Here is a 22,144-nt window from a genome sequence, read left to right on the forward strand (position 1 = left end):
CGAGAAATTCGCCAAAAAAGATGAATTAACTCAGATTTGAGTGAAATTCTGATAAAAAAGTTTCGAAAAATCAGAATAAAAACAAATCATGTAATATATTGATAAATATAGGATAATAATCATGTTGTACTTTTTTGATTGGTAGTTAAATCAAAAAAAGGTTAGATTTCGCTTCCACCGCTAGCGTTTGTCACTGATAATGCGCCGCGTTCATGACCAACATAAAATGGCTTAACGTCTATGCTACATCTTTTTACAGGTTTAGAATTTTACACTGGCTTATTGTTAGTTCTGGCACTGTTATTTGTGCTGTTCTATGAAGCTATAAATGGCTTTCATGATACCGCGAATGCGGTAGCTACGGTTATCTATACTCGTGCAATGCGGGCGCAGTTTGCGGTCGTGATGGCGGGTGTGTTTAACTTCTTTGGTGTTCTGCTGGGAGGGTTGAGCGTTGCTTACGCAATTGTTCACCTACTACCAACAGATCTTTTGCTTAATGTGAGCTCAGCTCACGGCCTTGCAATGGTGTTCTCACTATTGTTAGCTGCAATCATTTGGAACTTGGGAACTTGGTATTTTGGTATCCCTGCATCAAGTTCTCATACCTTGATCGGGGCGATTATCGGTGTTGGTTTAACTAACGCAATAGTCACAGATTCATCCATCGTTGATGCGTTGAACATACCTAAAATGATCAGCATTTTCATGTCTCTTATCCTTTCTCCTGCTATTGGTTTTGTGATTGCTGGGTTGATGATTTTTATTCTACGCCGCTATTGGAGTGGAACTAAAAAACGTCGTCGCATCCACTTAACGCCAGCAGAGCGGGAGAAAAAAGATGGTAAGCGCAAGCCACCATTCTGGACTCGTACTGCGTTGATCCTTTCCGCTGTTGGCGTAAGTTTCTCCCATGGTGCGAATGATGGCCAGAAAGGTATTGGTCTTATCATGCTTGTGTTAATAGGTGTTGCTCCTGCGGGCTTCGTCGTCAATATGAACTCTAGCGGTTATGATATCGCTAGAACACATGATGCCGTTGTCCACTTACAACAATACTATGAGACACATAAACCGGCTCTAAACCACGCGATTGAAAATACCCCAGCTATTGTCGATGAAGATGAACTCAGTAAAGAATTCCATTGCGATAGTTCACGTACGTCAATTGTTCTGGCTCAAGCGCAAAAAATGCTAAATGGCATTCAAAACTATGATGAACTGACGCCTGACCAACGTAACCATATGCGCCGTTTATTGATGTGTATCTCTGATACCGCGAATGCGGTAGCGAAGTTGCCTGAAACGAGCTCACAAGATGCCAGTTTGCTGAAAAAGCTGAGTAATGACCTGTTGTACACGGTTGAGTATGCGCCGTTATGGATCATTATTGCGGTGGCATTAGCACTGTCTATCGGAACCATGTTTGGTTGGAAGCGAGTTGCTGTCACTATCGGTGAGAAAATTGGTAAGAAAGGCATGACCTATGCACAAGGGGTTTCTGCACAGGTAACGGCAGCGGTATCAATCGGTGTGGCAAGTTATACTGGTATGCCAGTTTCCACGACTCAAGTCTTGTCATCTGCGGTGGCAGGTACCATGGTTGTTGATGGCGGTGGTGTACAGAGCAAAACAATTAAGAGCATCGCGCTAGCGTGGCTACTGACTCTGCCTGTCTCGATTATCCTTTCGGGTGGTTTGTACTGGATTGCATTGATGGTGATTTAGTCGTTCTTACTGAAAAGACTAATAAAATCAATAATAGTGATGAGCTGAATAAGTTCATCACTATTTTTTTGTCTTAACAAGAATGTCGATGAAAAGTGGCTTCTACCACTTCATTAAGCGGTAACAAGTAAGTAAATTAAGCTAACGGCAACAAGTAAACTTAGTTGGCTAATTTGCACAAATTGTTTACGGATCCTTTCACAGCGCGCTATGACCTCTGGATCAAAATGGTCTAGATATTGTTTATTGTTAATGTAACGTACAAGTTTTAGTTGTTTATTCAATTGCCCATGAGTAGTAAAAAAACCATTACCATCAACAGATTGGTAAAGTAGTGGGTCGGTATCCCGTAGGATATAGAGTAAAACGCGGATCGAAGAAAAATAGCGTATCATATTAATGATACATAGAATGCATAAGGCCCAGAACAAGGCAATCATACTGAACATACTCACCTCCTCAGATATCAGCCAGCGCTGTTGTAACAAAGGAAATAAAGCAAACACAGTGACAATCAAGCTCATTATTCATTGTAGGATAATACGCTGCCTAAAAAAAGTGCAAAAGGAAGCATTTTTAAACGATTTTTGTTTGTATTGGTGTGGATTGGAACGTGATATTGGGTGAAAAGGTGTAATAAAAGGACAATTTGCTAGCACTTCGGGTGTACTGGTTATACTTCAAGTTGTAGGGGCCTCTTTTAAGGTATGATAGCCCATTAATCACAGTGTTATCGATGTTCTTAGCTGCACTTCGAATTATTCAAAGCATTGATTGCGAAATATCACACATCATTCTCGTTTATATATTAATATTAAGTAGATGATGTTATTGTTTTATAAAATGTTATGCGGCTAAAGATTGACGTGGCTAATCTGCACAGATGTGATCGACGTGACAATTGGTATCACGATATGCAGGTATATTAACTATACTCGTTGTATTTGAAGTTGCAGTGTTTTGCGTTGAGGTATGTTGGCTACGCTCATTTGTGCCAGTCACATCGTTTTCTATGCACTTAGCGGCGCTTTCACTGTCGCCTAGCTGCATCTCGAATTCGAATTATTTAGAGCTTATAAGATATGTGGTGAGTTAAGAGGCTAACAGAATAGGCTCTTAACTTATCATAAAATCAGCATTCGGAAGGAGTTTACTTTATGGCATACAAACATATTCTCGTAGCGGTAGATTTATCACCTGAAAGTAAGGTGTTACTGGATAAAGCGGTTTCTATGGCGAAACCTTACGGGGCTAAAGTATCCATGATCCATGTTGATGTGAACTACTCAGATCTCTACACCGGTCTTATCGATGTGAATTTGGGCGACATGCAACAACGTATCACGGATGAAACGCGTAATTCGCTAAAAGATCTTTCTGCTGGTGCAGGTTATGAGATCCAAGAAACACTGAGTGGTAGTGGTGATTTAGGCCAAGTTCTAGTCGATGCAATTAAAAAGTATGACATGGACTTAGTGGTTTGTGGTCATCACCAAGACTTCTGGAGCAAATTGATGTCATCAGCGCGTCAGTTGATTAATACTGTTCATGTTGATATGTTGATTGTTCCGCTGAATGACGATGAAGAATAATCGATTCAGTTAGAATTGAAACATTATTCACTAAAAACGCTTGCTTATGCAGGCGTTTTTTTTGGGTAAAAAAATTTAAATTAAGTGAGTTATTGGTAGGTCAAGAAATTTTTTTTACTCCAGAATAAAAAAAAACCTTGAAACTTGAATACAAACTAGTGATATATTCAATAAGCAAATACAAATCAACCTCACATTTCCTAAAAAATAATCATAAGAAAGGGTGAGAAACATCACAACATAAAATTTAAAAAAGGAAGACACAACCAATGAATTCATTATCTTCATTCTTGGAGTCTGTACAAAAAAGAGACCCTCAGCAACCTGAATTCCTTCAGGCCGTTCGTGAAGTATTTACCTCACTTTGGCCATTCCTAGAAAATAACCCGAAATATCGTGAACAAGCATTACTTGAACGCTTTGTTGAGCCAGAAAGAGTGATCCAATTCCGTGTCTGTTGGGTAGATGATCAAGGCAAAGTACATGTAAACCGTGCTTGGCGTGTTCAATATAGTTCCGCTATCGGCCCATTTAAAGGCGGCATGCGCTTTCACCCATCAGTTAACCTTTCTATCTTAAAATTCCTTGGCTTCGAACAAACATTGAAAAATGCACTGACAACATTACCGATGGGTGGTGGTAAAGGTGGTTCTGACTTTGATCCAAAAGGCAAAAGCTACGGTGAAGTGATGCGTTTCTGCCAAGCTTTGATGACTGAATTGTATCGCCATTTGGGTGCAGATACGGATGTTCCAGCTGGGGATATTGGGGTAGGTGGTCGTGAAGTTGGTTTTATGGCCGGTATGATGAAAAAATTATCTAACGACACATCTTGTGTATTCACCGGTAAAGGTCTTTCATTTGGTGGTAGCTTAATTCGCCCAGAAGCAACCGGTTACGGCTTGGTTTATTTCACTAACGCAATGTTAAAACGCCATGGTTTAGGCTTTGAAGGCATGCGTGTTGCTGTGTCAGGCTCAGGCAATGTTGCTCAATACACAATTGAAAAATGTATGGAATTAGGTGCTAAAGTCATTACTGCATCAGACTCTAACGGAACAGTTGTTGACGAAGCGGGCTTTACCCCTGAAAAACTTGCGCGGCTAGAAGAAATCAAAAATAGCTATGGCCGTGTCGAGGCTTATGCGAAAGAGTTTGGTTTAACCTATCTGGCTGGTAAGCAACCATGGTGTGTACCTGTTGATATCGCGTTACCATGTGCCACTCAAAATGAGTTGGATCTTGAAGCGGCAGAACTACTTATCAAAAATGGTGTGAAAGCTGTGGCTGAAGGTGCAAATATGCCAACAACGATCCCAGCAACAGAACGTTTTCTTGAGGCAGGTGTATTGTTTGCACCAGGTAAAGCCGCAAACGCAGGCGGGGTTGCAACATCAGGCTTAGAAATGGCACAAAATGCGGCACGTATGGGCTGGAAGGCGGAGAAGGTTGATGCACGTTTGCATCACATCATGTTAGATATCCATAACCACTGCGTCGAGTTTGGTGGTGAAGCGAAGCAAACTAACTATGTACAAGGCGCAAACATTGCAGGCTTTGTGAAAGTCGCTGATGCAATGCTCGCACAGGGTATTTTGTAATTTCCTGATTAAATGAACATACGCGAAAAGGCGGCTGTATTATATTGATAACTCACTGGTACATACGCCTTTCGTTGTTATGTTTTAATGCATGGATAAATATCAAAACGATGGCTTTTGGTTGTGACTGCGGACGGCGCTTTTTGCCCCGCAAGGGGTTCTGCATAGTCAGGGCGTTTCACCACCACACGGCGTTTTGCTAGCGCTAAAGCGGGCGCTAACAAAGCATCTGCATCATCATCTGCGCCTACTAGTGATTGAAAAACGCGCATTTCTTTTTTAACCAACGCACTTTTTTGACGATGTGGATACATCGGATCAAGGTAAATCACGTCAGGTGGTGTCGTGATATCCGCTAAGGCCGTAATACTTGATGCATGAATTAATGACATCCGTTGTTTCAGCCATTCACCGATTTCACTATCTTGATAACCACGTTGTAGGCCATCATCAAGTAAGGCTGCTACCACTGGATGACGTTCTAACATGCGTACCTGACAACCCACAGAGGCTAGCACAAAAGCATCTCGACCAAGACCTGCTGTCGCATCTATGACATCTGGCAAATAATCCTTTTTGATCCCCACGGCTTTTGCAACCGCTTCTCCTCTGCCACCACCAAACTTACGTCGATGTGCCATTGCCCCTGACACAAAATCAACAAAAATACCGCCTAATTTAGGTTCATCCATTTTACGCAGTTGTAAGTTTTCAGGGGTGAGAACCAATGCCATAACCGCATCGGGGCTGTGGATGAGTTGCCATTTTTCCGCTAGTTGGGAAAGAGTGCCTTGATCGGCACCCTTTTCACAGATCAGTTGGATCTTGACGTGATCAGCCATCGATACCATAGCTCTTCAACATCGCATCTAACTCAGGTTTACGTCCACGGAAACGTTCGAACAGTACCATTGGCTCCTCTGAGCCACCACGGCTGAGAATGTTATCGAGGAATGATTGGCCTGTTTCACGGTTAAATATACCTTCTTCCGCAAAGCGTGAGTAAGCGTCTGCTGCCAGTACATCGGCCCATAAGTAGCTGTAATAGCCCGCTGCATAGCCACCGGCAAAGATATGGCTAAATGCATGTGGGAAACGGCTCCACTCAGGCGATGGTACAACGGCCACTTTTTCTTTTACCGCATATAAGGTTGGCATCACTTGAGCACCTTTAGCTGGGTCATATTCAGCATGTAAACGGAAATCAAATAGACCAAACTCTAGCTGACGTAAAACAAACATAGCGGATTGATAGTTTTTAGCCGCTAACATGCTATCAAGCATTTCGCGAGGTAATGGTTCGCCAGTTTCATAATGGCCAGAAATAAATTCGAGCGCTTCGGGCTCCCAGCACCAGTTTTCCATAAACTGGCTTGGTAATTCGACGGCATCCCACGGCACACCATTGATGCCAGCAACATCTGCTACATCGATTTTGGTCATCATATGATGCAGACCATGGCCAAACTCGTGGAACAGTGTGATCACTTCATCATGAGTAAACAGAGCAGGTTTATCACCAAGAGGTTTATTAAAGTTACAGGTTAAATAGGCGACAGGGTTCTGTAACGAGCCATCTTTGTGTACCATTCTACCTGCACAGTCATCCATCCATGCTCCGCCACGTTTGTGTTCTCGCGCGTACAGATCAAGATAGAAGCTACCACGTAGGGTATTGGTGTCATCATAAAGCTCAAAGAAGCGCACGTCTGGATGCCACGTTTCGATATCTTTGCGTTCTTTGGCGGTAAGGCCATAGATACGATGAACAACCTCAAATAGGCCTTCTACAACACGCTGCTCCGGGAAGTAAGGGCGTAGCTGTTCGTCGCTGAGTGAGAACTTGTGTTGTTTTTGTTTTTCGCTGTAATAAGCCAGATCCCAAGATTCAAGCTTATCAACACCATAGTGCTGCTTAGCGAAAGCAGTTAATTCGGCTAATTCATCTTTACCTTGTTGATGTGCACGATCAGCTAAATTAGTCAGGAAGTCTAATACTTGTGCAGGCGACTCCGCCATTTTAGTTGCCAGTGATTTTTCAGCAAAGTTTTTGAAACCAAGTAGTTGAGCCAGTTCATGACGTAATGCCATCAATTCTTCAATTAGCTCACTGTTATCCCATTTACCTGCATTAGGTCCTTGATCTGATGCTCGAGTGCTGTACGCGTGACTCATTTCACGACGCAGCTCAGCGTTATCAGCATAGGTCATAACAGGCAAATAGCTTGGCATATCCAGTGTTAACAAATAGCCTTCCTCACCTTTAGCTTCCGCCATGGCTTTTGCGGCGGCAATAGCGCTTTCCGGCATACCAGCCAATTGTTTCTCATCTTTAATGAGCTTAGTCCAACCCATGGTGGCATCAAGAACGTTATTGCTGAATTTAGAGGCAATTTCAGACATACGTGCGACAATTTCGCCATAACGCTGCTGCTTTTCAGCTGGCAGGCCAATACCAGACAATTCAAAGTCACGTAAGGTATTTTCGATGGATTTTTTCTGCGATTGGCTTAGGGATGCAAACTGTGCGCTATCTTTGAGAGACTTATAAGCTTGATATAGCGGTTCATGCTGACCCATCCATGTGCTGAATTCAGAAAGCAATGGTAGGCATTTTTCATAGGCTTCACGCAGCTCTGGGCTATTTTTGACCGAATGAAGGTGGCCAACAGGTGACCATACACGTGATAACTTATCGCTTGCTTCTTCAAGCGGCTGGCATAGGTTATCCCATGTATATTGATTAGTTGCTGATAGGATATTTTCGACAGTTTGACGATATTCCGTCAGGACTTGTTGAACCGCAGGGAATACATGCTCAGGTTCAATTTTAGCAAATAGGGGTAGTACAGAATCGGTTAATAATGGGTTTGTCATATAAACATCCTGTGATTGCAGGCTTGCACGGGTAGGCCAAGGCTTACTGTATTGACAATAAGTGAAACGGCTAACTTCGAGTGAACGAATGTAACACGCCACTGTGAATATGAAAATTATATGGGGGCAGAAATAGAAACCTCAATACAAGATAACGTTTTTTGTTCTTAATAATTATCAATAAATGTGACTATTTCATTCAGTAAGCTTTGGAAAACTATTGATTCGGGCTATAATTGGTGCTCAATCAAAAAGGAAGATCGTCGTCTCCGGTGAGGCGGCTGGATTTCAAATCCAGTTGGGGCTGCCAGCAGTCCCGGGCAGGTTCGACTCCTGTGATCTTCCGCCACTCAAGTTCAGTGCACCTCCAATGAAGAAACAACTCTTTCCATTTTTAACTGCTGAAGAACTATCTTATTTTTTGAAGGGGTAGCAGGTTATAAGGAAGAGCAACAGGACATGGCTTCAACCACACGATGAGCACGATATTGTATGAGAAAGGATTTAATTCAGCATGGATTGAAATAGAGTTGGCACATAAGGATAAAAACGCTATTCGAGGAATCTATAGCCATGCGCAATATTTGGAAGAGAGAAGTGAAATGATGCAGTGGTATGCGGATTATATTGATTAGCTAGAACTCAATTTAAACTGAATAATATCATTTAGCCACTTTTGCGAATATTCGTAAAGGTGGTCATTACCTAGACTTTATTTTTTATTCTGAGTAATGATATCAAGCTATCATTTAACCTACTGCAACAAGCACACAGCCACAGGAACATCCACAAGCGACTTTGTGACCTTCTAACGCAACAGGAATGCCGTTGATTTTCATTAAGCTATCGCCTTCAACGATAGTGCCTGTTTTTTTACATGAAGGGCAATAAACCGAGTCGCCCACACAGGCGACTCCTTGGGTTTGTTTGGCGAGAGACGAAGCCGTTAGCACCTTGCCCCCAGTATTCGTAGTATCATTTTTTAAAATGATTTTTTTGCCGTTTACGATACTTCGCATCATTGCACCATTTATCTGATATTTGAGCATTCAAATTTTTCTAACTTAGCTAATTCAAGAGTAGTTTCATCAAGTAATTCATTAATATTGAAATCAAATTTCTCTGGCGCAAGATCTAGTACATCCTCAAGTTCACAACCTTTAGAAATGATTTCAGTAATATGTTTGGATACTTTATGCTCTGAAAAAAACTTAACGTAATAAGGTTTAAATATTAAATTATTAGCTTCATCTATAGATAGTGTTTTTGACTTTAGCCCAGTCAAAACACCTAAAATAAATACAAGTGTAAATTTATCTATGCTAGTACTTTCAATTTCATAAAAAAATTTATCTTTCATATAAACACCTAATCAATTCTAAGAATTATTTTGATTTATATGAAAAATTAGCCGAACGGGAAGTATTTTTTTATAAATCAACATATATTACTAGCATTTTAACATATACTTGGTAATTATTTTAGAAGGTTACCTCATCAGAAAAGTTTGCATCTTTTGCTATTACTATTCCAGAAAGACCTACACTAGAATTTATATAGTATAAAAAACAATCTAAAGGCAATGCTTTTTTTATTCCGAACTCATCTTTAATCCATATAGGGATATCTTTATATTGTTCTATCTCATATATTATATTTTGTTTTTCGAATTCAGAAAAATCCCAATGAATTACTTCTTTAAACCGTAGTTTTTTCTTATTTGATAAAAAAACTCAAGAGTTTCTTCTTTATCTATATAAAAAATTCCATATATATTTTCATCATGAATGTTTACCATGTTAATCATTGATAGTTTCTCCGGGTTGTAGTGGCCTTCCATTTTATGGAATTTAAATTGTACATCAAGCAATTACCGCTATTTTTATAATGTTCAATATACTTTAATAGTTTTATTTTTTATGGATTTCGTTAAGTGATAGCTCAGTATAGTTATCCTTCTCAGGTGCCAAATAACTTTCGTTCTTATACATGAAATTCCATACATAAATATAAAAATCCCGAGCGGTTATACCGTCAGGTAAGTCTAATTGAGATGCTCCAGTGTAGTAACAATCCTTTAGCTCTTTTTCTGAATAGTATGCTATCGCATACTTAAAACTATCCTTGAAACGAATTTTATACTTTAAAGGCAACATATCTATATACGGTTTAAGTATTTTATCAACAATTAAATCAATACTTGAATGATTATTCAAATTCAGTTTCAATAACGCTTCATCTTCATTCGGGCCACCATCAAGTGGGGCCCAAAATCCAGACATATACCATCTACTAATTTTTATCTTTTTCATTTTATTTAAAATACACTATACATTCTCACTTTTTATAAAAAACCATTGCTCTCTAAAGCTTTTTCTAAATTTAATATTTATTAATTAAAAATATCCTCAAGAGAAATTTCAGTGTAACATTCCTTATCTAAAGGCAAATAACTTTCATTTCCATATAAAAGAAACCATACTTGAATATAAAAATCACGAATAGGTAAATTATTAGGTAAGTCTATCTGTGGTTGGCTGTTATAAAATGAGTCTATTAACTCTTTATCTGAATAGTAGCTAATAGCATATTTAAAACTATTTTTAAAGTTAGTTTTGTATCGATAATCAAAAAGTTCTAAGTTTGGTTTTAAAATTTCATTTATAATGGTATCAATGTTTATTTTATTATTTAAATTCAGTCTTAATAAAGACTCATTAACATTAGGACCACCAGCAAGAGGAGACCAAAATTTAGAAATATACCAATAACTTATTTTTAACTTTTTCATTTACCTTTAACTCCATAAATACTATACATCTCTCCTGATTTTCTATCAAAACCAGCTCTTACTATAGTCGTTTGAAAATACTCACCATCTTTAGTATATCCTTCAGCAATAATTCTTCCCATATTTACTTCAACGAAGCCGTCTTTATGTATCATTGGATTGTACAATGCCGTTGTTTTCTCTATTGCCTCGAACTGATCTTGTGGATTGATGAAACGAGTTGAATCAGTTGGTTTACCTTGTACTCCATCGGAGTATATCCAGTTTTTGATCTGTATTTTTGTTGTTCTAATGTTGTACCGGAACCGTGCCTACGTAAGCCATGTATATTGTCACTACCATGTTCAGCTTCAAAGTCTTGTATTTTCTTTTTATACTCCTTTTCTAGACTTACATAAGCAGGTTTTACATCCTTTCTCTCAATCGTCAGAATATAATCCCGAAAATCGACAGGTTCAACATCGTGTCCAGTATGCCGCCAGACAATACCGTCATCCGCAATAGGCAGTGTTTCATGGCGATAATCGAAATTATGAATAGCAAAACCTTCCGGTTTCTCAACCTTTTGTGGTAGCGGCGAGGGTCCCGCATGAATAGTCGGCCCTTTGGGAATATCATCAATCCGCGCGGAGATATTAATAATATCGCCTGATGCCGCAACCCCCATGTAAAGCGTTGTACCATCTGCATCAAAGCGGTAAATTTCAGCTTGGATATTCGAGTTTGGTAATCCATTTGGGGATTGATATATCAGTAAACTCAACACCTCTCGTGCTTCAGCTTCGGAAGCCAATTCACCTTTAATGACAAGCACTTGGCCAAGTCCACTGTCTCGGTCAGTATGTAGAGCAATTAACTGAGAAGCGGCTGTCATTGCGATAGCCGCCTCTGCCGAAACCGATGAGGCAAAACCCACCCGTAAACGCGTTGGGGCAGTTCCGCCGATTTCAGCAATCTCAAGTAGGTCTGGCTGCGTTATGCTATCCCCTTCATAGAAATTCGGGGCCATCGCAAACAACACGCGAGCACTGTCAAACCAACCCGACGTACTGAAGCCCTTCGATACGCCTTTGGCTATTGCATAATCATTTTCAGACTGAAAAGCAAATCGCCTTGAGTCTTGATTGATATCCGGTGGATTAATCCCTTGTTGACCAATTGCACCACCTGCTGCTGTCGCTCCGAATCCGCCCATCGGTCCCGGTGGCATAGGCGCGGCGAAGGCATTGGCAGTGCCAATCCCCAATAAACTCAAGAAAGAGAACGAGCCTTGATTGGGTTGCGTCATAGCGGCATCGATACCGCAGGTGTAGGTGCTGTAATCACATAACCCAAAGTTTGCCAAGTCTTCAACCGCATCTCCCGCATCGGTATTGCCTTCACCGCGCAAGATAGATTTAGCAAATACCGGCTCGGCGATGCGTTTAATCGCTATCACACGATGGTGGTCATAGGGAAACCATCGTGTGATAGCCTTCATCTCGCTGTTGATAATGCGCTGAACGGCTGATTTGTCCGGCCGTCATGCGGTGAACGGTCTCAGGTAATCCCGCGTTAAATTCACCGGCTCGGTGGTTTTCACTGAGTTGATAGCCCTGTTCACGACAAAAATCTTTCAGCGACTTATCTTTGCCTTGAATCGCCGCCGGAGGAGATAGGGTGGTCAGTGCATCTGCCAGTGACTGTGGCTCAAGGGTTAAAGTATACGGGCGGGCGGTCATGCCTTCGGCATGTATTAGCCCTTGCGTATCACTGCTGCCCGCTAAGATGCTTCCACCTAAAGCACCGCCAGAAGGAAGTTCTTGTTCAGTCCTTATTGGATGAGTGCATTGCCAATAGCACTGATTAATATGTGTTCTGACTTGACCTAAGTTATTTTTCTCTAGGGTATAATACTATTGTTCTTTAAGAACAAATTTTATGATTTATTAAATTATAGCCTCATTTTCTTTATACTGATGAATTGTAATCAAAACCTCCTCTTCATCTTCATCGCAAAGAAGATGCGCTTTCCCAAATTCATATGTATCATATTCAGCTTTAATTTTATTGTTCCATGCGGTTACAAGCTTTTCCCCTATTTTTATAACATCATCATAACTCATAAATTCAAATACACCAGTTAGATGCACCATATTTAACCAGTATTGAATATTTTTCTTACTCTGTTCTTGTTTAAGTTTGTCCTGATATTTATCATTTGTAAACAGATTCTCTAAAAATAGTATATCATCCATTTTTATTAAATCTGGTGAAGTTATTTTAATAACTGATAAAATTAAATCATCAGGTATATCTTCAAAATGATATATCATATAAATATAATCAAACCATGTAACATGTCTTTCTTTATTCATGTTCACAAATGATTGATAAGTTTGACGCTGACTCATTATTCACCTCCTGGGTATTCGTTAGCAGTTGGTTTACGAACAGTTGAACCATTTATAAACACTTTTCCTTCTGGAGTTACCATTCCTATCTCCGTTTCTTTTATATTAGGCCTTTCAATTTCACCATGGGGTTTTCCTTACCCCCTGTACTGCTTCCATGTACCATTACCCTTATGAGCACAATTCAAAGTGATTCATAATTTATACTTTGATTTCATATATTTATCAAAACCTTTTTCTATTAATTTAATTGGTAAATCATATATAATTAAATACCCATCATGATTAAATTGTAGTAATTTTTTATTTAAGATTGAAATAAAAAGAACATCACCATTAAAAAAACTCTCATGATATTCACTAAAATAATCTAATAAAAAAACTTTAATTTTTTCCAATTGAACTAAAAGTGCAAACTTATCGTAAAACAACATATCATTTAGTACAATTACGTCATTCGATAAATATTTTTCAGGTTCTATTCCCATCAATAAATCAATATCTGTCTTACTTTCCCAGCCATCAACTTTTTTTATAATTTTGAAACAATCTTTTTCAGAAAAACCAACGAAGTTAAGTAGTTCAATAGTCCCACCAATTACAGGTAATAACTCATTATTTAGCTCATCAAATGTAATTTCTTTATGGTTCTCCATCATATTTATCTCTATCAATCATAAATTTTTTTCAGTTACGCTATGATGCTTTTATCAAATTCCCAATTGTTATATATGTAAGGTTATCAATATTTCAATCTTTATCTAGATTCCTTTCAATTTTGGCCATGTGCATTATTTAAATGCTCACGGCCTATTTTAAATCCATATGGAAACAAGGTTAAAAATAAAAAAATATTCCTGTTTTTTTATTTAATGCTGCATTGGATAATTCCAATATTGAATTAATTATATGTTCATTTTCTTTGTTTATCATACTTGTAAGGATTTCATTCAATTTTTTTATTTTATTCATGTCATGTAGACTTTCATCCTCATAATCATCTATGTTCAAACCTAATTTATAATTAATCTCTTCAAATAGATTGACTTTATTTAAGATATGTAGTTGGTTATCACTCAACTCTAGCTCTAGTAGATCACCATCAATAGATTCATTGTAATCCAACCTATGCATTGCTTCTTTAGAAAGAGGAACAGTTATTAGTTTCATTAATATTACCTTTTAATTTTAAAATGGGTGACTTGATTATACTCACCTTGTGAGCGACCAACCTGCTTACCATTTGGCAATAATTTATTATTAGGAATATTTCCTTCTAAATCTAAGTATTTTCTTTTTCCCGGGAGGCTTGGGTCATAAATTCTAAAATAATCACCTGAAGTATCTTCAACTATTTGAATTCCGTTTTCCGTATTTTCATATATTCGTTTTCCTTTATCTGTAGTTGTAATTAAAGGGGATTCTCCTGCGAACTTATCGATTGCTTCATCTAAGTCAGCTTCAGGCCAATTCTCTGCGAATTTTTTTGCTCTCTCAGCTCCACCTGTATTTATACTTGTATAAACAGGTTTTACATCCTTTCTATCAACAGTCAGAATATAATCCCGAAAATCCACCGGCTCAACATCGTGCCCCGTATGCCGCCAGACAATCTCGTCATCCGCAATCGGCAATGTTTCAGGCCGAGTATCAGACTCATGGATAGTAAAACCTTCCGGTTTTTCGACCTTTTGTGGCAACGGAGAAGGTCCCGCATGAATAATCGGCCCTTTTGGAATATCATCAATACGCGCTGAGATATTAATAATATCGCCTGACGCCGCTACCCCCATATACAGCTGTGTACCACCACCCACATCAAATCGATAGACTTCAATGGGTGCCAGCCGACTGAGCGCATGACCAAGGGATTGATAAGCCGGTAAGCTGATGACTTCCATTCTTTCAGCATCAGATGCCAACTGACCTTTAATCACAGGAACTTGCGCTTTATCACTATCCGGCTCAGTATGAAGTGCAATCAGCTGTGATGCCGCCGCCATTGCGACTGCGGTTTCATCGGTTGAGGCAAAACCCACTCGCAAACGCGTCGGTGCCGTTCCTCCCATATCCGCAATTTCCAATAAATCCTGCTGGGTTAAACTATCACCTTTATAGTAGTTAGCTGCCATGGCGAAAAGGATACTGGCGCTCATGACTAAAGGAGGAGGCTTTCGCAAAGTTTGCTCTAGCCCATTGGCGATGCGCTGATTTGAGCTCTGTTGTGTTGTCCCCCATCCAAAATCGTTCCCTTGTTGCCCTACGGCAGCACCGGCAACACCACCACTGGCGCCCATTCCCATGCTCCCACCCAAAGCACCGCCGATTGGAAATGCCTGTGCAGTTCCAATCGGATTGAGCGCATTACCAACGGTACTGAATAAGGAGGAAACCCAGTTAGCTTCGGATTCAGATTGTTCAATCGTTGACGGAACACCACATGCATACGTGCTGTAATCACATAACCCAAAGTTTGCCAAGTCTTCAACCGTATCACCCGCATCGGTATTGCCTTCACCGCGCAAGATGGATTTGGCAAATACCGGCTCGGCAATGCGTTTAATCGCTATCACACGGTGGTGGTCGTAGGGGAACCACAGTGGATAACCTTCATCTCGCTGTTGATAGTGCACTGAACGGCTGATTTGTCCGGCCGTCATGCGGTGAACGGTCTCGGGCAACTCTTCGTTAAATTCACCGGCTCGGTGGTTTTCACTAAGTTGATAGCCCTGTTCACGACAAAAATCTTTCAGCGACTTATCTTTGCCTTGAATCGCCGCCGGCGGTGATAAGGTGGTCAGTGCATCTGCTAATGATTGCGGCTCAAGGGTTAAAGTATACGGACGTGCGGTCATGCCTTCGGCGTGTATTAGCCCTTGCGTATCACTGCTGCCCGCTAAGGTGCGCCCTGTGCCACGTTCGGATAAAGTATACGCCACGCCAATTAATGGTTGCCCTTTATCATCCACCAATTGCAGATCAATCCAAAATCGGTAGTTGTCACAGATAATGCAAGATTCTGTTTTTTGACTCATGACGGCTCCGTTGTCAAAGGTATCCAGCCCAGTTGTTGGGCATAGTCAGTAAACTGGGCGAGGGTGCGCGTGGAGACGTTACCGGCTAATATGGGCGAAATGTGTAGCCAACTGACCAAGCGTTCGTGCAATTGCCCTACAGGGGTATCGAGCGCCAGTGCATTGTCAGGTTGGTTCTCCCACAATTCACACGCGAGGTTTTCTGCCATCAATTGGATACATATTTCAGAATTCGCCCACGCTGTTTGCAAATGCTCACCCAAGGTAAACGGATGCACTTTCAGCTCGGGTATCAGCGGCGGACGGTCACGGGCGGGCGATATCAGGCAGAGAGGTTGTGTGTCCGTATCCAGCATCACTTCATGCACCGGGTTCATCAACACATACCAATCGACTTCGCGCAGGCTGGGTATCAAGACATTGGCGATGCGGCTGTCCATTAAGCGTAATACCACCATTTCGCCATCCAGTTTCACTAATTGACGTTGTTGCCAATGGTGTAACTGTGCGTCCCACGCCATTGGGCTGCGGTAAGCCCAGCCCCAACTGGGGTCACTGAAGCCTTTGCGGTCAAGCAGCTGCCCGAGTGGGACGGCGGCGCTCGGTTTCAATTTCACCAACCACGGACTTTGTGCGATTAAATGCGCCAAGGGGGTGCCGTTATACAGCGGAAACGCCTGTTCAATCCAATCGTTGGCAAACAGCACATCCGTCGGGTTGGGCTGCGCCAAGGTGTTGAGCAGTAAATACACGGGGTCACGGTGAGGCTCACTCAGCCACGTTGTCCAAGGCGTCGGTCTCATGCATTGCCTCCGTTAGGTTTAATCACCCAACTGCCAGTGGCTTGAGCTTGCACCGCACAGTACGGTTTGATGGGGTACGGCGGTGGTGCAAACGGTGTCACCCCCTCAGGGAGCTGAAGATTGACCGCTTGCCCTGAGCCGCCCGCACTGTCACCAATCGCTACATTACCCGAGGTAAACACGTTGCTTGGGGTGATGCGCACAAAGCTGCCACCGACTTTAAACGTGATTTCGGTGGCGGCTTCAATCACCACTTTGCCTTGGCTGCTGAGGTGAGTTTCTTGCCCGCTTTCACTGACCAGTGCGCCATCGACTTGCTGATGGTAAGCCCCCAGTACGTGCTGAGAAACATCGCCTTCGGTTAAGGCTTTTTGTGTGCCTTTAACATGCTGGTGGTCATCACCGGCAATTTCCGTGTAGCGATGTTGGTCAATACGCTGTTTGCTGTCCCGTTGCACATGGGTGTGATGGTCGTTTTGAATGTGCACGTTCATATCACGCTGCGCGTGCAGGTAGATTTCTTCTTGTTCGGCTTTGTCTTCAAAACGCAATTCATTAAACCCTTCCCCTTTGTGGGTACAGGTTTTAAAGGTGGTGCGCGTTTTTTCGTGGGGTAAATTTAACGGGGGTTTATTACGCCCGTTATAAGTACACCCCGTGACAATCGGTCGGTCAATATCCCCATTCAGGTAACTGACTAACACCTGTTGCCCGACATGGGGAATGCTCATAAACCCATAGCCATTGCCACTCCAGCCGTGTGACACCGGCACCCAACAAGAGGCGCCGTGGTCGGGGGTACCGCGCCTATCCCAATGGAAATAGACCACCACTTCCCCTTTGCTGTTGGTGTAGATTTCTTCCCCCGGTGGCCCAACAACCGTCGCTAACTCATCGCCGTCGGCAGTCGGTTTATAGCGGTACGGTGGGCGCCACTCTTGCGTCCCCGGAATAAATGACACGCTATTCGTTAACTGTGTGCCTTCACCGCCACCGTTGTCGGCAAGGGGTTGGACACCACGGTGTGATACTCTTACCACTTGCCAACGGTCATTCATGCGTGCATTGGGGTGATTAGTTAAGGTAAACATCTTACCGGGGTGCAAGGCAAAGCAGTTGGTGCTGGCCTGCCCCATTTGGCGGTGCACTTGGGATTGCTCGTAACGGATTTGGTTAAACGCTTCCCCTTGCGCGTCTTCTTGGAAGCGCCCGTAACTTTCAAACATTTCGTGTTGTTGGTGTACGTCGCCAGTCACTTGATGGTGGAGTGGGTGAGAAGGCTGTACCGGATTGTAATCTTTATCAATACGAATATCGCTGCACAACTGCTCGGCATAGTGCCAAACGGTCGCGGTACTGTCGGTAATATCGGTGTCCGATTGTGGGTTATAGGTGAGGGTAACCCCCGCCGTCATCCCTAAATGGCGGTCACTGTAGAACAGTTTTGTGCCTTCTTCAAACCAAAAGGTAATCCCTTCTTCAGCGGCGAGGCGGCACCAAAAGTCATACATCGTTTCACGTTTTTGGGTGACATAAGCGCGTTCGAGATGTTCTTCAGGATGATACAACAATTTGTCGTTGGGAATATGCGCTTCCACGCAATAAGGTGTCGAGTATCTTTGGCACGGTAGTGCGTTGAAAAATACGGCTGTCTTGTTTAAGGGCCATCACCCACATTTCGGGGCGTATCACTAGGCGATACCACGTTTTCACCCCGTCGGTGTTCAGGTTTTCGATACTGGCGAGTAACCCTTGTACCTCTCGAATTTTTTTGCCATCGCGTTTCACGGTAAGGGAAGACATGCGACCGAGTATCGTTTGAAAATCGATATCCGGCAGTGCGCTGACCGCCACAATTGACAAGCTAAACAGCTCAGAGAGCCCTTCTTGCAAATCAAACTCGGTGACTTGAAACATCTCCTCGGGAAAGTCTCGAATTTGGCAGGTGAACACCAACCCAGAGTTTAACTCGCCACTGTACAATCGCGCTAACGTGTCTTTATACTCGGCAATACGGCGTTGTTGCTCATCATAGGTTGCTCCTCTCGATTCTCCGGTGTCGGGCGGATCTAAACGCGAAGCCGGTTGTTTGGCAGAGGCATTGAATTTTTGAGTCGACATACCGGCTCCGTTTGAGTGTCTGTTGTGCTAAGGCATTGTCATTAATGCCACTGAGTTTCCTCTAGAACGGCGAGCAAACCATCCCCCTACCGAGCGAGGGCTTATTCCATGACAGCTTTATCGTCAGCATTCACGGTCATGCGCCGACAACACATAAATTTATGTTAAGTATCCTACAAAGCAAATTGTTCTCTGTAAAAATTTAAAGGTAACCATTTGTAAATACGCATAATTAATGTATAAATCAGGCATGATCACATCGATAAACGAATAAAATGGCACCATGTACCGTTTTTTACATGGGAAAGTGTGGTTTTCTAAACATGGCCTCTTCTACATTGCCATGTCATCTTGTTATTGACGGTGGTAAACCACAATGGTCTAAATATTGGAGAATGAAGTATCGCTTTGCAGGCAAAGAAAAAATGCTTTCCATTGGTGTTTGTGATGACTGAAAAAATACATGAGTATTTTTCTGGGGTAAAAAGAATATAGATAATAGTAGCGCATTGTTTTTACATAAAATAATGTGCTTGCTATCTATTTATTGATGGCCTAATTTTTTTGTTAAACATGCTATATTGTTGTTCATAGTTTATGCATAACGTATAGAGAGTAGAGGCAATTTGATGAGTGAATATCTTCCTGAAGCACCACAGGACGAATATTGCGGCACTGAAAGATTTGTTGAAAAAGAATAAATACTAAGGTTTATTTATTATATTTTAATAGGTTATCTATGAGAATCAAAAAAATCACTTTTGAATACTTCCAAAAAAACATTCTTGCGGTCATTTTAATTTTATATTTATTTATTAGCATATATACGTTAGGACGAGATTTTAATTTTAAAGTTGAATTGGCAATTATTTTATCTATTGCAGTAATGATTTTTTGCATTGTTATGAGAGGGCAGAGAAATAAAATATACTATAAGTTTATATACTTTGATGATAATAAAGAAAAAAAGAAAGCATCTGGATTTATGTCCTTACTAACTTGCATTGGCTTTTTATTGTTTTTATTTTTTTTAAATATAGGAAACTCTACCTTAGCAATAATCGGGCTTATAGCTTTTTACCTCTTAGTTATTGTTAGTGGAATACTTTTATTTTTTGACCTTGGCGGTAGTGAATATAAATTATTCAAGAAATCTAGGTTGGTTTTAGGCTTGGGATTTTCTTTTTTATATTTATTAACGAGCTCATATGCAGCTAGTTACTTTATGCAAATTAGTAATATGGATATAGGTGATTCACCGTTACTAGAGCTTGGGTTAAAAATAACATATTTTATTTTCTTTGCTCTCATGTTATTACAACCGCTATCTTATATGTTTTTCTTATATATATCGGATAAATTAAAAATTCCTCAGGTAATTATTGGTATATCTATTGTTCTTATCACTACTATAACACTATTTTTAGTTCCTCGTTGGTCAACAAATGTAATTGTATTAGTTTTTGATTGGGCAACACAAAGTGAATGGCGAACATTTGTTTCTTGTGGGCAAGAAAAAATTAGCTATCCTCAAGAGCGGTACTATGGTTTTAACACAGAAAAATATACGGTCTATTTTTCAGACCGTAATGGTGAATGGGGTTTTGAAGAGCTGCAATGCCCTGAGGATGATAATGAGCTAATCCGAATCCCTATTAGTAAATCTAATATGCCAAAATGGTTTCAATCGTAGATAGTTTAGATAAGAAATTTTACAATATAAATTTATAATTGTTTTTGTAGGTGGATGATTAAATTTATCTATATAGCTATCATCTACCTTTCATACTCCCCTTAAAAACCAATCTAGAGGCATTAATGGCGGCACTACTATTTATCCATTAATATCAATGCGATTAACCATCAAATGCGACTCCGATGATTGCCTTCATCTCTTTGTTGATAGTAGAATGAATGGCTAAATTTTCCTTTTGTCATGCCTTCGGTGTATATTTGTTCTTGAATGTCACTACCACCTAAATATACAAAGTTAAGAGGCTATATATTTTTTGAATATAAATATCAAACTCACCATTCCTAACAACTATTTAGAAGTTCATAGCCTGCTTCATGATTATAATTTAATACGATATATCCAAACCCAACATTATAATGTAAATAATTTCATATTTATCATTAAAAGGAAATGTAAGTTATTTTTCACGTGCTGTTTATATATTTCACCATATTTACTTTTATATCACTCTCCACTATTCAAGCATCATCAAAAGAGAATGTGCTTATAGTTATACTATTTTTTCTTAAAGAAAATAAGGAGTAGAATAGTTTTATAGATTCATCTATTAAATCTAAGCTTACCTTTACGCTTAAAATATCTAATCCATCCTATAGATGAATTAAATCTACTGAGTTTTTGTTGTATATTTAATGCTGAAGTAATACAGCGTTAAATAGAATTTTTTATCAATATAGAATATATTTCTATATTCACATTTTAATATTTTCTATCAGTCTGAGTAATAGGTGATTGTAGAGTTTAGTTTAATATATATATCATGTTGAAAATGCCATAAAAATTATTAGTAGTTATTAATAAAATCCATAATTTTTTTCTCTGCATTACTATGTTCTAATTCAATATTATTCGGCTTCATAGCGACCCCTTCTACACCAATAAAAGTACTATCTTCAATACCTACAAAATTGAGTAGGTCTCTTAAATAATTATTCAGATAATCCATGTCCTTATCATATTTTAGGCCGCCTTGGCTAGTTAGAATGAGTGCTTTTTTATTTTTTAATAAACCTACTCGTTCATTATTAATGTAACTAAACGTCAACCCAGCTCTAATAATCAGATCAAAATAGTTTTTTAATTGACTCGAAATAGAAAGATTGTACATAGGTGCTGTCATTACTATTAATTCAGAACATTTTATCTCATCAATGAGTTCATTAGAAATCTCGATAGCTTTTTTTTGTTTCTCACTTTGCTGCGTCAACGGTGTTGAGTAATAAGCTGAAAACACTTCTTCATCCATAATAGGTAAGGAGTTTTTAACTAAATTTCGTTTAATAATCGATGTGTTTTCATGATTTTTTATCCAGTAACGTTCAAAATAATTAAGTATGCGTTTAGTTTGCGAATTAGCGCCATTGATAGATGATTGGATAAATAATATTTCTTTCATTATAATACTCTATTAACATTGTGGTTATTGACTTTGCGTTTACAAAACGAC

General features: G+C 40.2%; 20 protein-coding genes, 1 tRNA gene and 3 pseudogenes. 7 read left to right on the top strand and 17 right to left on the bottom strand.

The window, feature by feature from the left end; all coding sequences use genetic code 11:
- Positions 1–240 precede the first annotated feature (240 nt).
- On the top strand, positions 241–1,728 hold the full coding sequence (pitA, locus tag JI723_RS00475) for an inorganic phosphate transporter PitA (RefSeq protein WP_272580620.1): 1,488 nt from the start codon (positions 241–243) through the stop codon (positions 1,726–1,728).
- Positions 1,729–1,841: 113 nt separating this feature from the next.
- Here the strand turns inward: pitA and uspB are convergent, their stop codons facing one another.
- Positions 1,842–2,177, bottom strand: coding sequence for a universal stress protein UspB (gene uspB / locus JI723_RS00480; protein WP_070927568.1), 336 nt, complete (start codon positions 2,175–2,177; stop codon positions 1,842–1,844).
- A gap of 708 nt (positions 2,178–2,885) precedes the next feature.
- Between uspB and uspA the strand changes: the two genes are divergently transcribed.
- Entirely contained in the window at positions 2,886–3,320 is a 435-nt protein-coding gene (uspA, locus tag JI723_RS00485) for a universal stress protein UspA (protein ID WP_070927539.1), read from the top strand.
- Positions 3,321–3,589: 269 nt separating this feature from the next.
- Complete coding sequence (gdhA, locus tag JI723_RS00490) at positions 3,590–4,921, top strand: NADP-specific glutamate dehydrogenase (protein ID WP_070927541.1); 1,332 nt, start codon at positions 3,590–3,592, stop codon at positions 4,919–4,921.
- 77 nt (positions 4,922–4,998) lie between these two features.
- On the opposite strand, the gene rsmJ is transcribed toward gdhA, so the two are convergent.
- Both rsmJ and prlC read right to left on the bottom strand, forming a co-directional pair.
- A complete protein-coding gene (rsmJ, locus tag JI723_RS00495; protein ID WP_319068636.1) occupies positions 4,999–5,763 on the bottom strand; it encodes a 16S rRNA (guanine(1516)-N(2))-methyltransferase RsmJ in 765 nt (254 codons plus the stop codon).
- Positions 5,756–7,798, bottom strand: a complete 2,043-nt coding sequence (gene prlC / locus JI723_RS00500; RefSeq protein WP_319068638.1) for an oligopeptidase A — start codon at positions 7,796–7,798, stop codon at positions 5,756–5,758. Before prlC ends, rsmJ begins: the two co-directional genes overlap by 8 nt.
- A gap of 254 nt (positions 7,799–8,052) precedes the next feature.
- Here prlC and JI723_RS00505 point away from each other — a divergent pair.
- Together JI723_RS00505 and JI723_RS00510 are read left to right on the top strand one after the other, a co-directional pair.
- Positions 8,053–8,147: transfer RNA gene (locus JI723_RS00505), tRNA-Sec, on the top strand.
- A 94-nt stretch (positions 8,148–8,241) separates the two neighbouring features.
- Positions 8,242–8,433 (top strand): annotated as a pseudogene (locus tag JI723_RS00510) (tyrosine-type recombinase/integrase); the annotation flags it as partial.
- 114 nt (positions 8,434–8,547) lie between these two features.
- On the opposite strand, the gene JI723_RS00515 reads toward JI723_RS00510, so the two are convergent.
- The 13 genes and pseudogenes from JI723_RS00515 to JI723_RS00575 all read right to left on the bottom strand — a co-directional run bounded on the left by JI723_RS00515 (position 8,548) and on the right by JI723_RS00575 (position 18,941).
- A complete protein-coding gene (locus JI723_RS00515; protein ID WP_283126573.1) occupies positions 8,548–8,817 on the bottom strand; it encodes a PAAR domain-containing protein in 270 nt (89 codons plus the stop codon).
- Positions 8,818–8,828: 11 nt separating this feature from the next.
- Positions 8,829–9,158 carry a DUF3969 family protein gene (locus tag JI723_RS00520; protein ID WP_337979695.1) on the bottom strand — a complete coding sequence of 110 codons (330 nt, stop codon included), beginning with the start codon at positions 9,156–9,158 and terminating at the stop codon, positions 8,829–8,831.
- A 550-nt stretch (positions 9,159–9,708) separates the two neighbouring features.
- On the bottom strand, positions 9,709–10,080 hold the full coding sequence (locus JI723_RS00525; RefSeq protein ID WP_337979696.1) for a hypothetical protein: 372 nt from the start codon (positions 10,078–10,080) through the stop codon (positions 9,709–9,711).
- Between the two features lie 110 nt (positions 10,081–10,190).
- Positions 10,191–10,589: a hypothetical protein gene (locus tag JI723_RS00530; RefSeq protein ID WP_283126570.1), complete on the bottom strand. Its 399-nt coding sequence runs from the start codon at positions 10,587–10,589 to the stop codon at positions 10,191–10,193.
- The gene (locus JI723_RS00535; protein WP_337979697.1) at positions 10,586–10,711 is read right to left on the bottom strand and encodes a hypothetical protein; all 126 of its coding nucleotides are present in this window, start codon (positions 10,709–10,711) and stop codon (positions 10,586–10,588) included. The genes JI723_RS00530 and JI723_RS00535 overlap by 4 nt, the downstream gene beginning before the upstream one ends.
- A gap of 59 nt (positions 10,712–10,770) precedes the next feature.
- Positions 10,771–12,027 carry a hypothetical protein gene (locus JI723_RS00540; protein ID WP_337979698.1) on the bottom strand — a complete coding sequence of 419 codons (1,257 nt, stop codon included), beginning with the start codon at positions 12,025–12,027 and terminating at the stop codon, positions 10,771–10,773.
- A gap of 10 nt (positions 12,028–12,037) precedes the next feature.
- Positions 12,038–12,310 carry a hypothetical protein gene (locus tag JI723_RS00545; RefSeq protein WP_337979699.1) on the bottom strand — a complete coding sequence of 91 codons (273 nt, stop codon included), beginning with the start codon at positions 12,308–12,310 and terminating at the stop codon, positions 12,038–12,040.
- 207 nt (positions 12,311–12,517) lie between these two features.
- Positions 12,518–12,982 (bottom strand): hypothetical protein, encoded by a 465-nt coding sequence (locus tag JI723_RS00550; RefSeq protein ID WP_337979700.1) that lies wholly within the window; start codon positions 12,980–12,982, stop codon positions 12,518–12,520.
- A 194-nt stretch (positions 12,983–13,176) separates the two neighbouring features.
- Entirely contained in the window at positions 13,177–13,641 is a 465-nt protein-coding gene (locus JI723_RS00555) for a hypothetical protein (protein WP_337979701.1), read from the bottom strand.
- Between the two features lie 178 nt (positions 13,642–13,819).
- Entirely contained in the window at positions 13,820–14,152 is a 333-nt protein-coding gene (locus JI723_RS00560) for a hypothetical protein (RefSeq protein WP_337979702.1), read from the bottom strand.
- 5 nt (positions 14,153–14,157) lie between these two features.
- Positions 14,158–16,017, bottom strand: a complete 1,860-nt coding sequence (locus tag JI723_RS00565) for a hypothetical protein (protein WP_337979703.1) — start codon at positions 16,015–16,017, stop codon at positions 14,158–14,160.
- Positions 16,014–16,820 carry a DUF4123 domain-containing protein gene (locus tag JI723_RS00570; RefSeq protein WP_337979704.1) on the bottom strand — a complete coding sequence of 269 codons (807 nt, stop codon included), beginning with the start codon at positions 16,818–16,820 and terminating at the stop codon, positions 16,014–16,016. Before JI723_RS00570 ends, JI723_RS00565 begins: the two co-directional genes overlap by 4 nt.
- Positions 16,817–18,941 (bottom strand): annotated as a pseudogene (locus JI723_RS00575) (type VI secretion system Vgr family protein). The gene JI723_RS00570 and the pseudogene JI723_RS00575 overlap by 4 nt, the downstream one beginning before the upstream one ends.
- A 380-nt stretch (positions 18,942–19,321) precedes the next feature.
- Here JI723_RS00575 and JI723_RS00580 point away from each other — a divergent pair.
- Both JI723_RS00580 and JI723_RS00585 read left to right on the top strand, forming a co-directional pair.
- A pseudogene (locus JI723_RS00580) lies at positions 19,322–19,393 on the top strand (Arm DNA-binding domain-containing protein); the annotation flags it as partial.
- Between the two features lie 287 nt (positions 19,394–19,680).
- Complete coding sequence (locus JI723_RS00585; protein ID WP_337979705.1) at positions 19,681–20,634, top strand: hypothetical protein; 954 nt, start codon at positions 19,681–19,683, stop codon at positions 20,632–20,634.
- An 847-nt stretch (positions 20,635–21,481) separates the two neighbouring features.
- Here JI723_RS00585 and JI723_RS00590 read toward each other — a convergent pair.
- On the bottom strand, positions 21,482–22,093 hold the full coding sequence (locus JI723_RS00590; protein ID WP_337979706.1) for an FMN-dependent NADH-azoreductase: 612 nt from the start codon (positions 22,091–22,093) through the stop codon (positions 21,482–21,484).
- Between the last annotated feature and the right edge of the window lie 51 nt (positions 22,094–22,144).

The organism is Providencia manganoxydans (genome assembly GCF_016618195.1).
Lineage (GTDB): Bacteria > Pseudomonadota > Gammaproteobacteria > Enterobacterales > Enterobacteriaceae > Providencia > Providencia manganoxydans.

Bases quoted from the DNA above. Each gene is read 5' to 3' on its own strand.
- JI723_RS00570 (WP_337979704.1), bottom strand. From the start codon at position 16,820: ATGAGACCGACGCCTTGGACAACGTGGCTGAGTGAGCCTCACCGTGAC.
- pitA (WP_272580620.1), top strand. From the start codon at position 241: ATGCTACATCTTTTTACAGGTTTAGAATTTTACACTGGCTTATTGTTA.
- JI723_RS00525 (WP_337979696.1), bottom strand. From the start codon at position 10,080: ATGTCTGGATTTTGGGCCCCACTTGATGGTGGCCCGAATGAAGATGAA.
- JI723_RS00545 (WP_337979699.1), bottom strand. From the start codon at position 12,310: ATGACCGCCCGCCCGTATACTTTAACCCTTGAGCCACAGTCACTGGCA.
- JI723_RS00535 (WP_337979697.1), bottom strand. From the start codon at position 10,711: ATGGGAAGAATTATTGCTGAAGGATATACTAAAGATGGTGAGTATTTT.
- JI723_RS00565 (WP_337979703.1), bottom strand. From the start codon at position 16,017: ATGAGTCAAAAAACAGAATCTTGCATTATCTGTGACAACTACCGATTT.
- uspB (WP_070927568.1), bottom strand. From the start codon at position 2,177: ATGTTCAGTATGATTGCCTTGTTCTGGGCCTTATGCATTCTATGTATC.
- JI723_RS00520 (WP_337979695.1), bottom strand. From the start codon at position 9,158: ATGAAAGATAAATTTTTTTATGAAATTGAAAGTACTAGCATAGATAAA.
- prlC (WP_319068638.1), bottom strand. From the start codon at position 7,798: ATGACAAACCCATTATTAACCGATTCTGTACTACCCCTATTTGCTAAA.
- JI723_RS00550 (WP_337979700.1), bottom strand. From the start codon at position 12,982: ATGAGTCAGCGTCAAACTTATCAATCATTTGTGAACATGAATAAAGAA.
- JI723_RS00560 (WP_337979702.1), bottom strand. From the start codon at position 14,152: ATGAAACTAATAACTGTTCCTCTTTCTAAAGAAGCAATGCATAGGTTG.
- JI723_RS00555 (WP_337979701.1), bottom strand. From the start codon at position 13,641: ATGATGGAGAACCATAAAGAAATTACATTTGATGAGCTAAATAATGAG.
- gdhA (WP_070927541.1), top strand. From the start codon at position 3,590: ATGAATTCATTATCTTCATTCTTGGAGTCTGTACAAAAAAGAGACCCT.
- JI723_RS00585 (WP_337979705.1), top strand. From the start codon at position 19,681: ATGAGAATCAAAAAAATCACTTTTGAATACTTCCAAAAAAACATTCTT.
- JI723_RS00530 (WP_283126570.1), bottom strand. From the start codon at position 10,589: ATGAAAAAGTTAAAAATAAGTTATTGGTATATTTCTAAATTTTGGTCT.
- rsmJ (WP_319068636.1), bottom strand. From the start codon at position 5,763: ATGGCTGATCACGTCAAGATCCAACTGATCTGTGAAAAGGGTGCCGAT.
- uspA (WP_070927539.1), top strand. From the start codon at position 2,886: ATGGCATACAAACATATTCTCGTAGCGGTAGATTTATCACCTGAAAGT.
- JI723_RS00515 (WP_283126573.1), bottom strand. From the start codon at position 8,817: ATGCGAAGTATCGTAAACGGCAAAAAAATCATTTTAAAAAATGATACT.
- JI723_RS00590 (WP_337979706.1), bottom strand. From the start codon at position 22,093: ATGAAAGAAATATTATTTATCCAATCATCTATCAATGGCGCTAATTCG.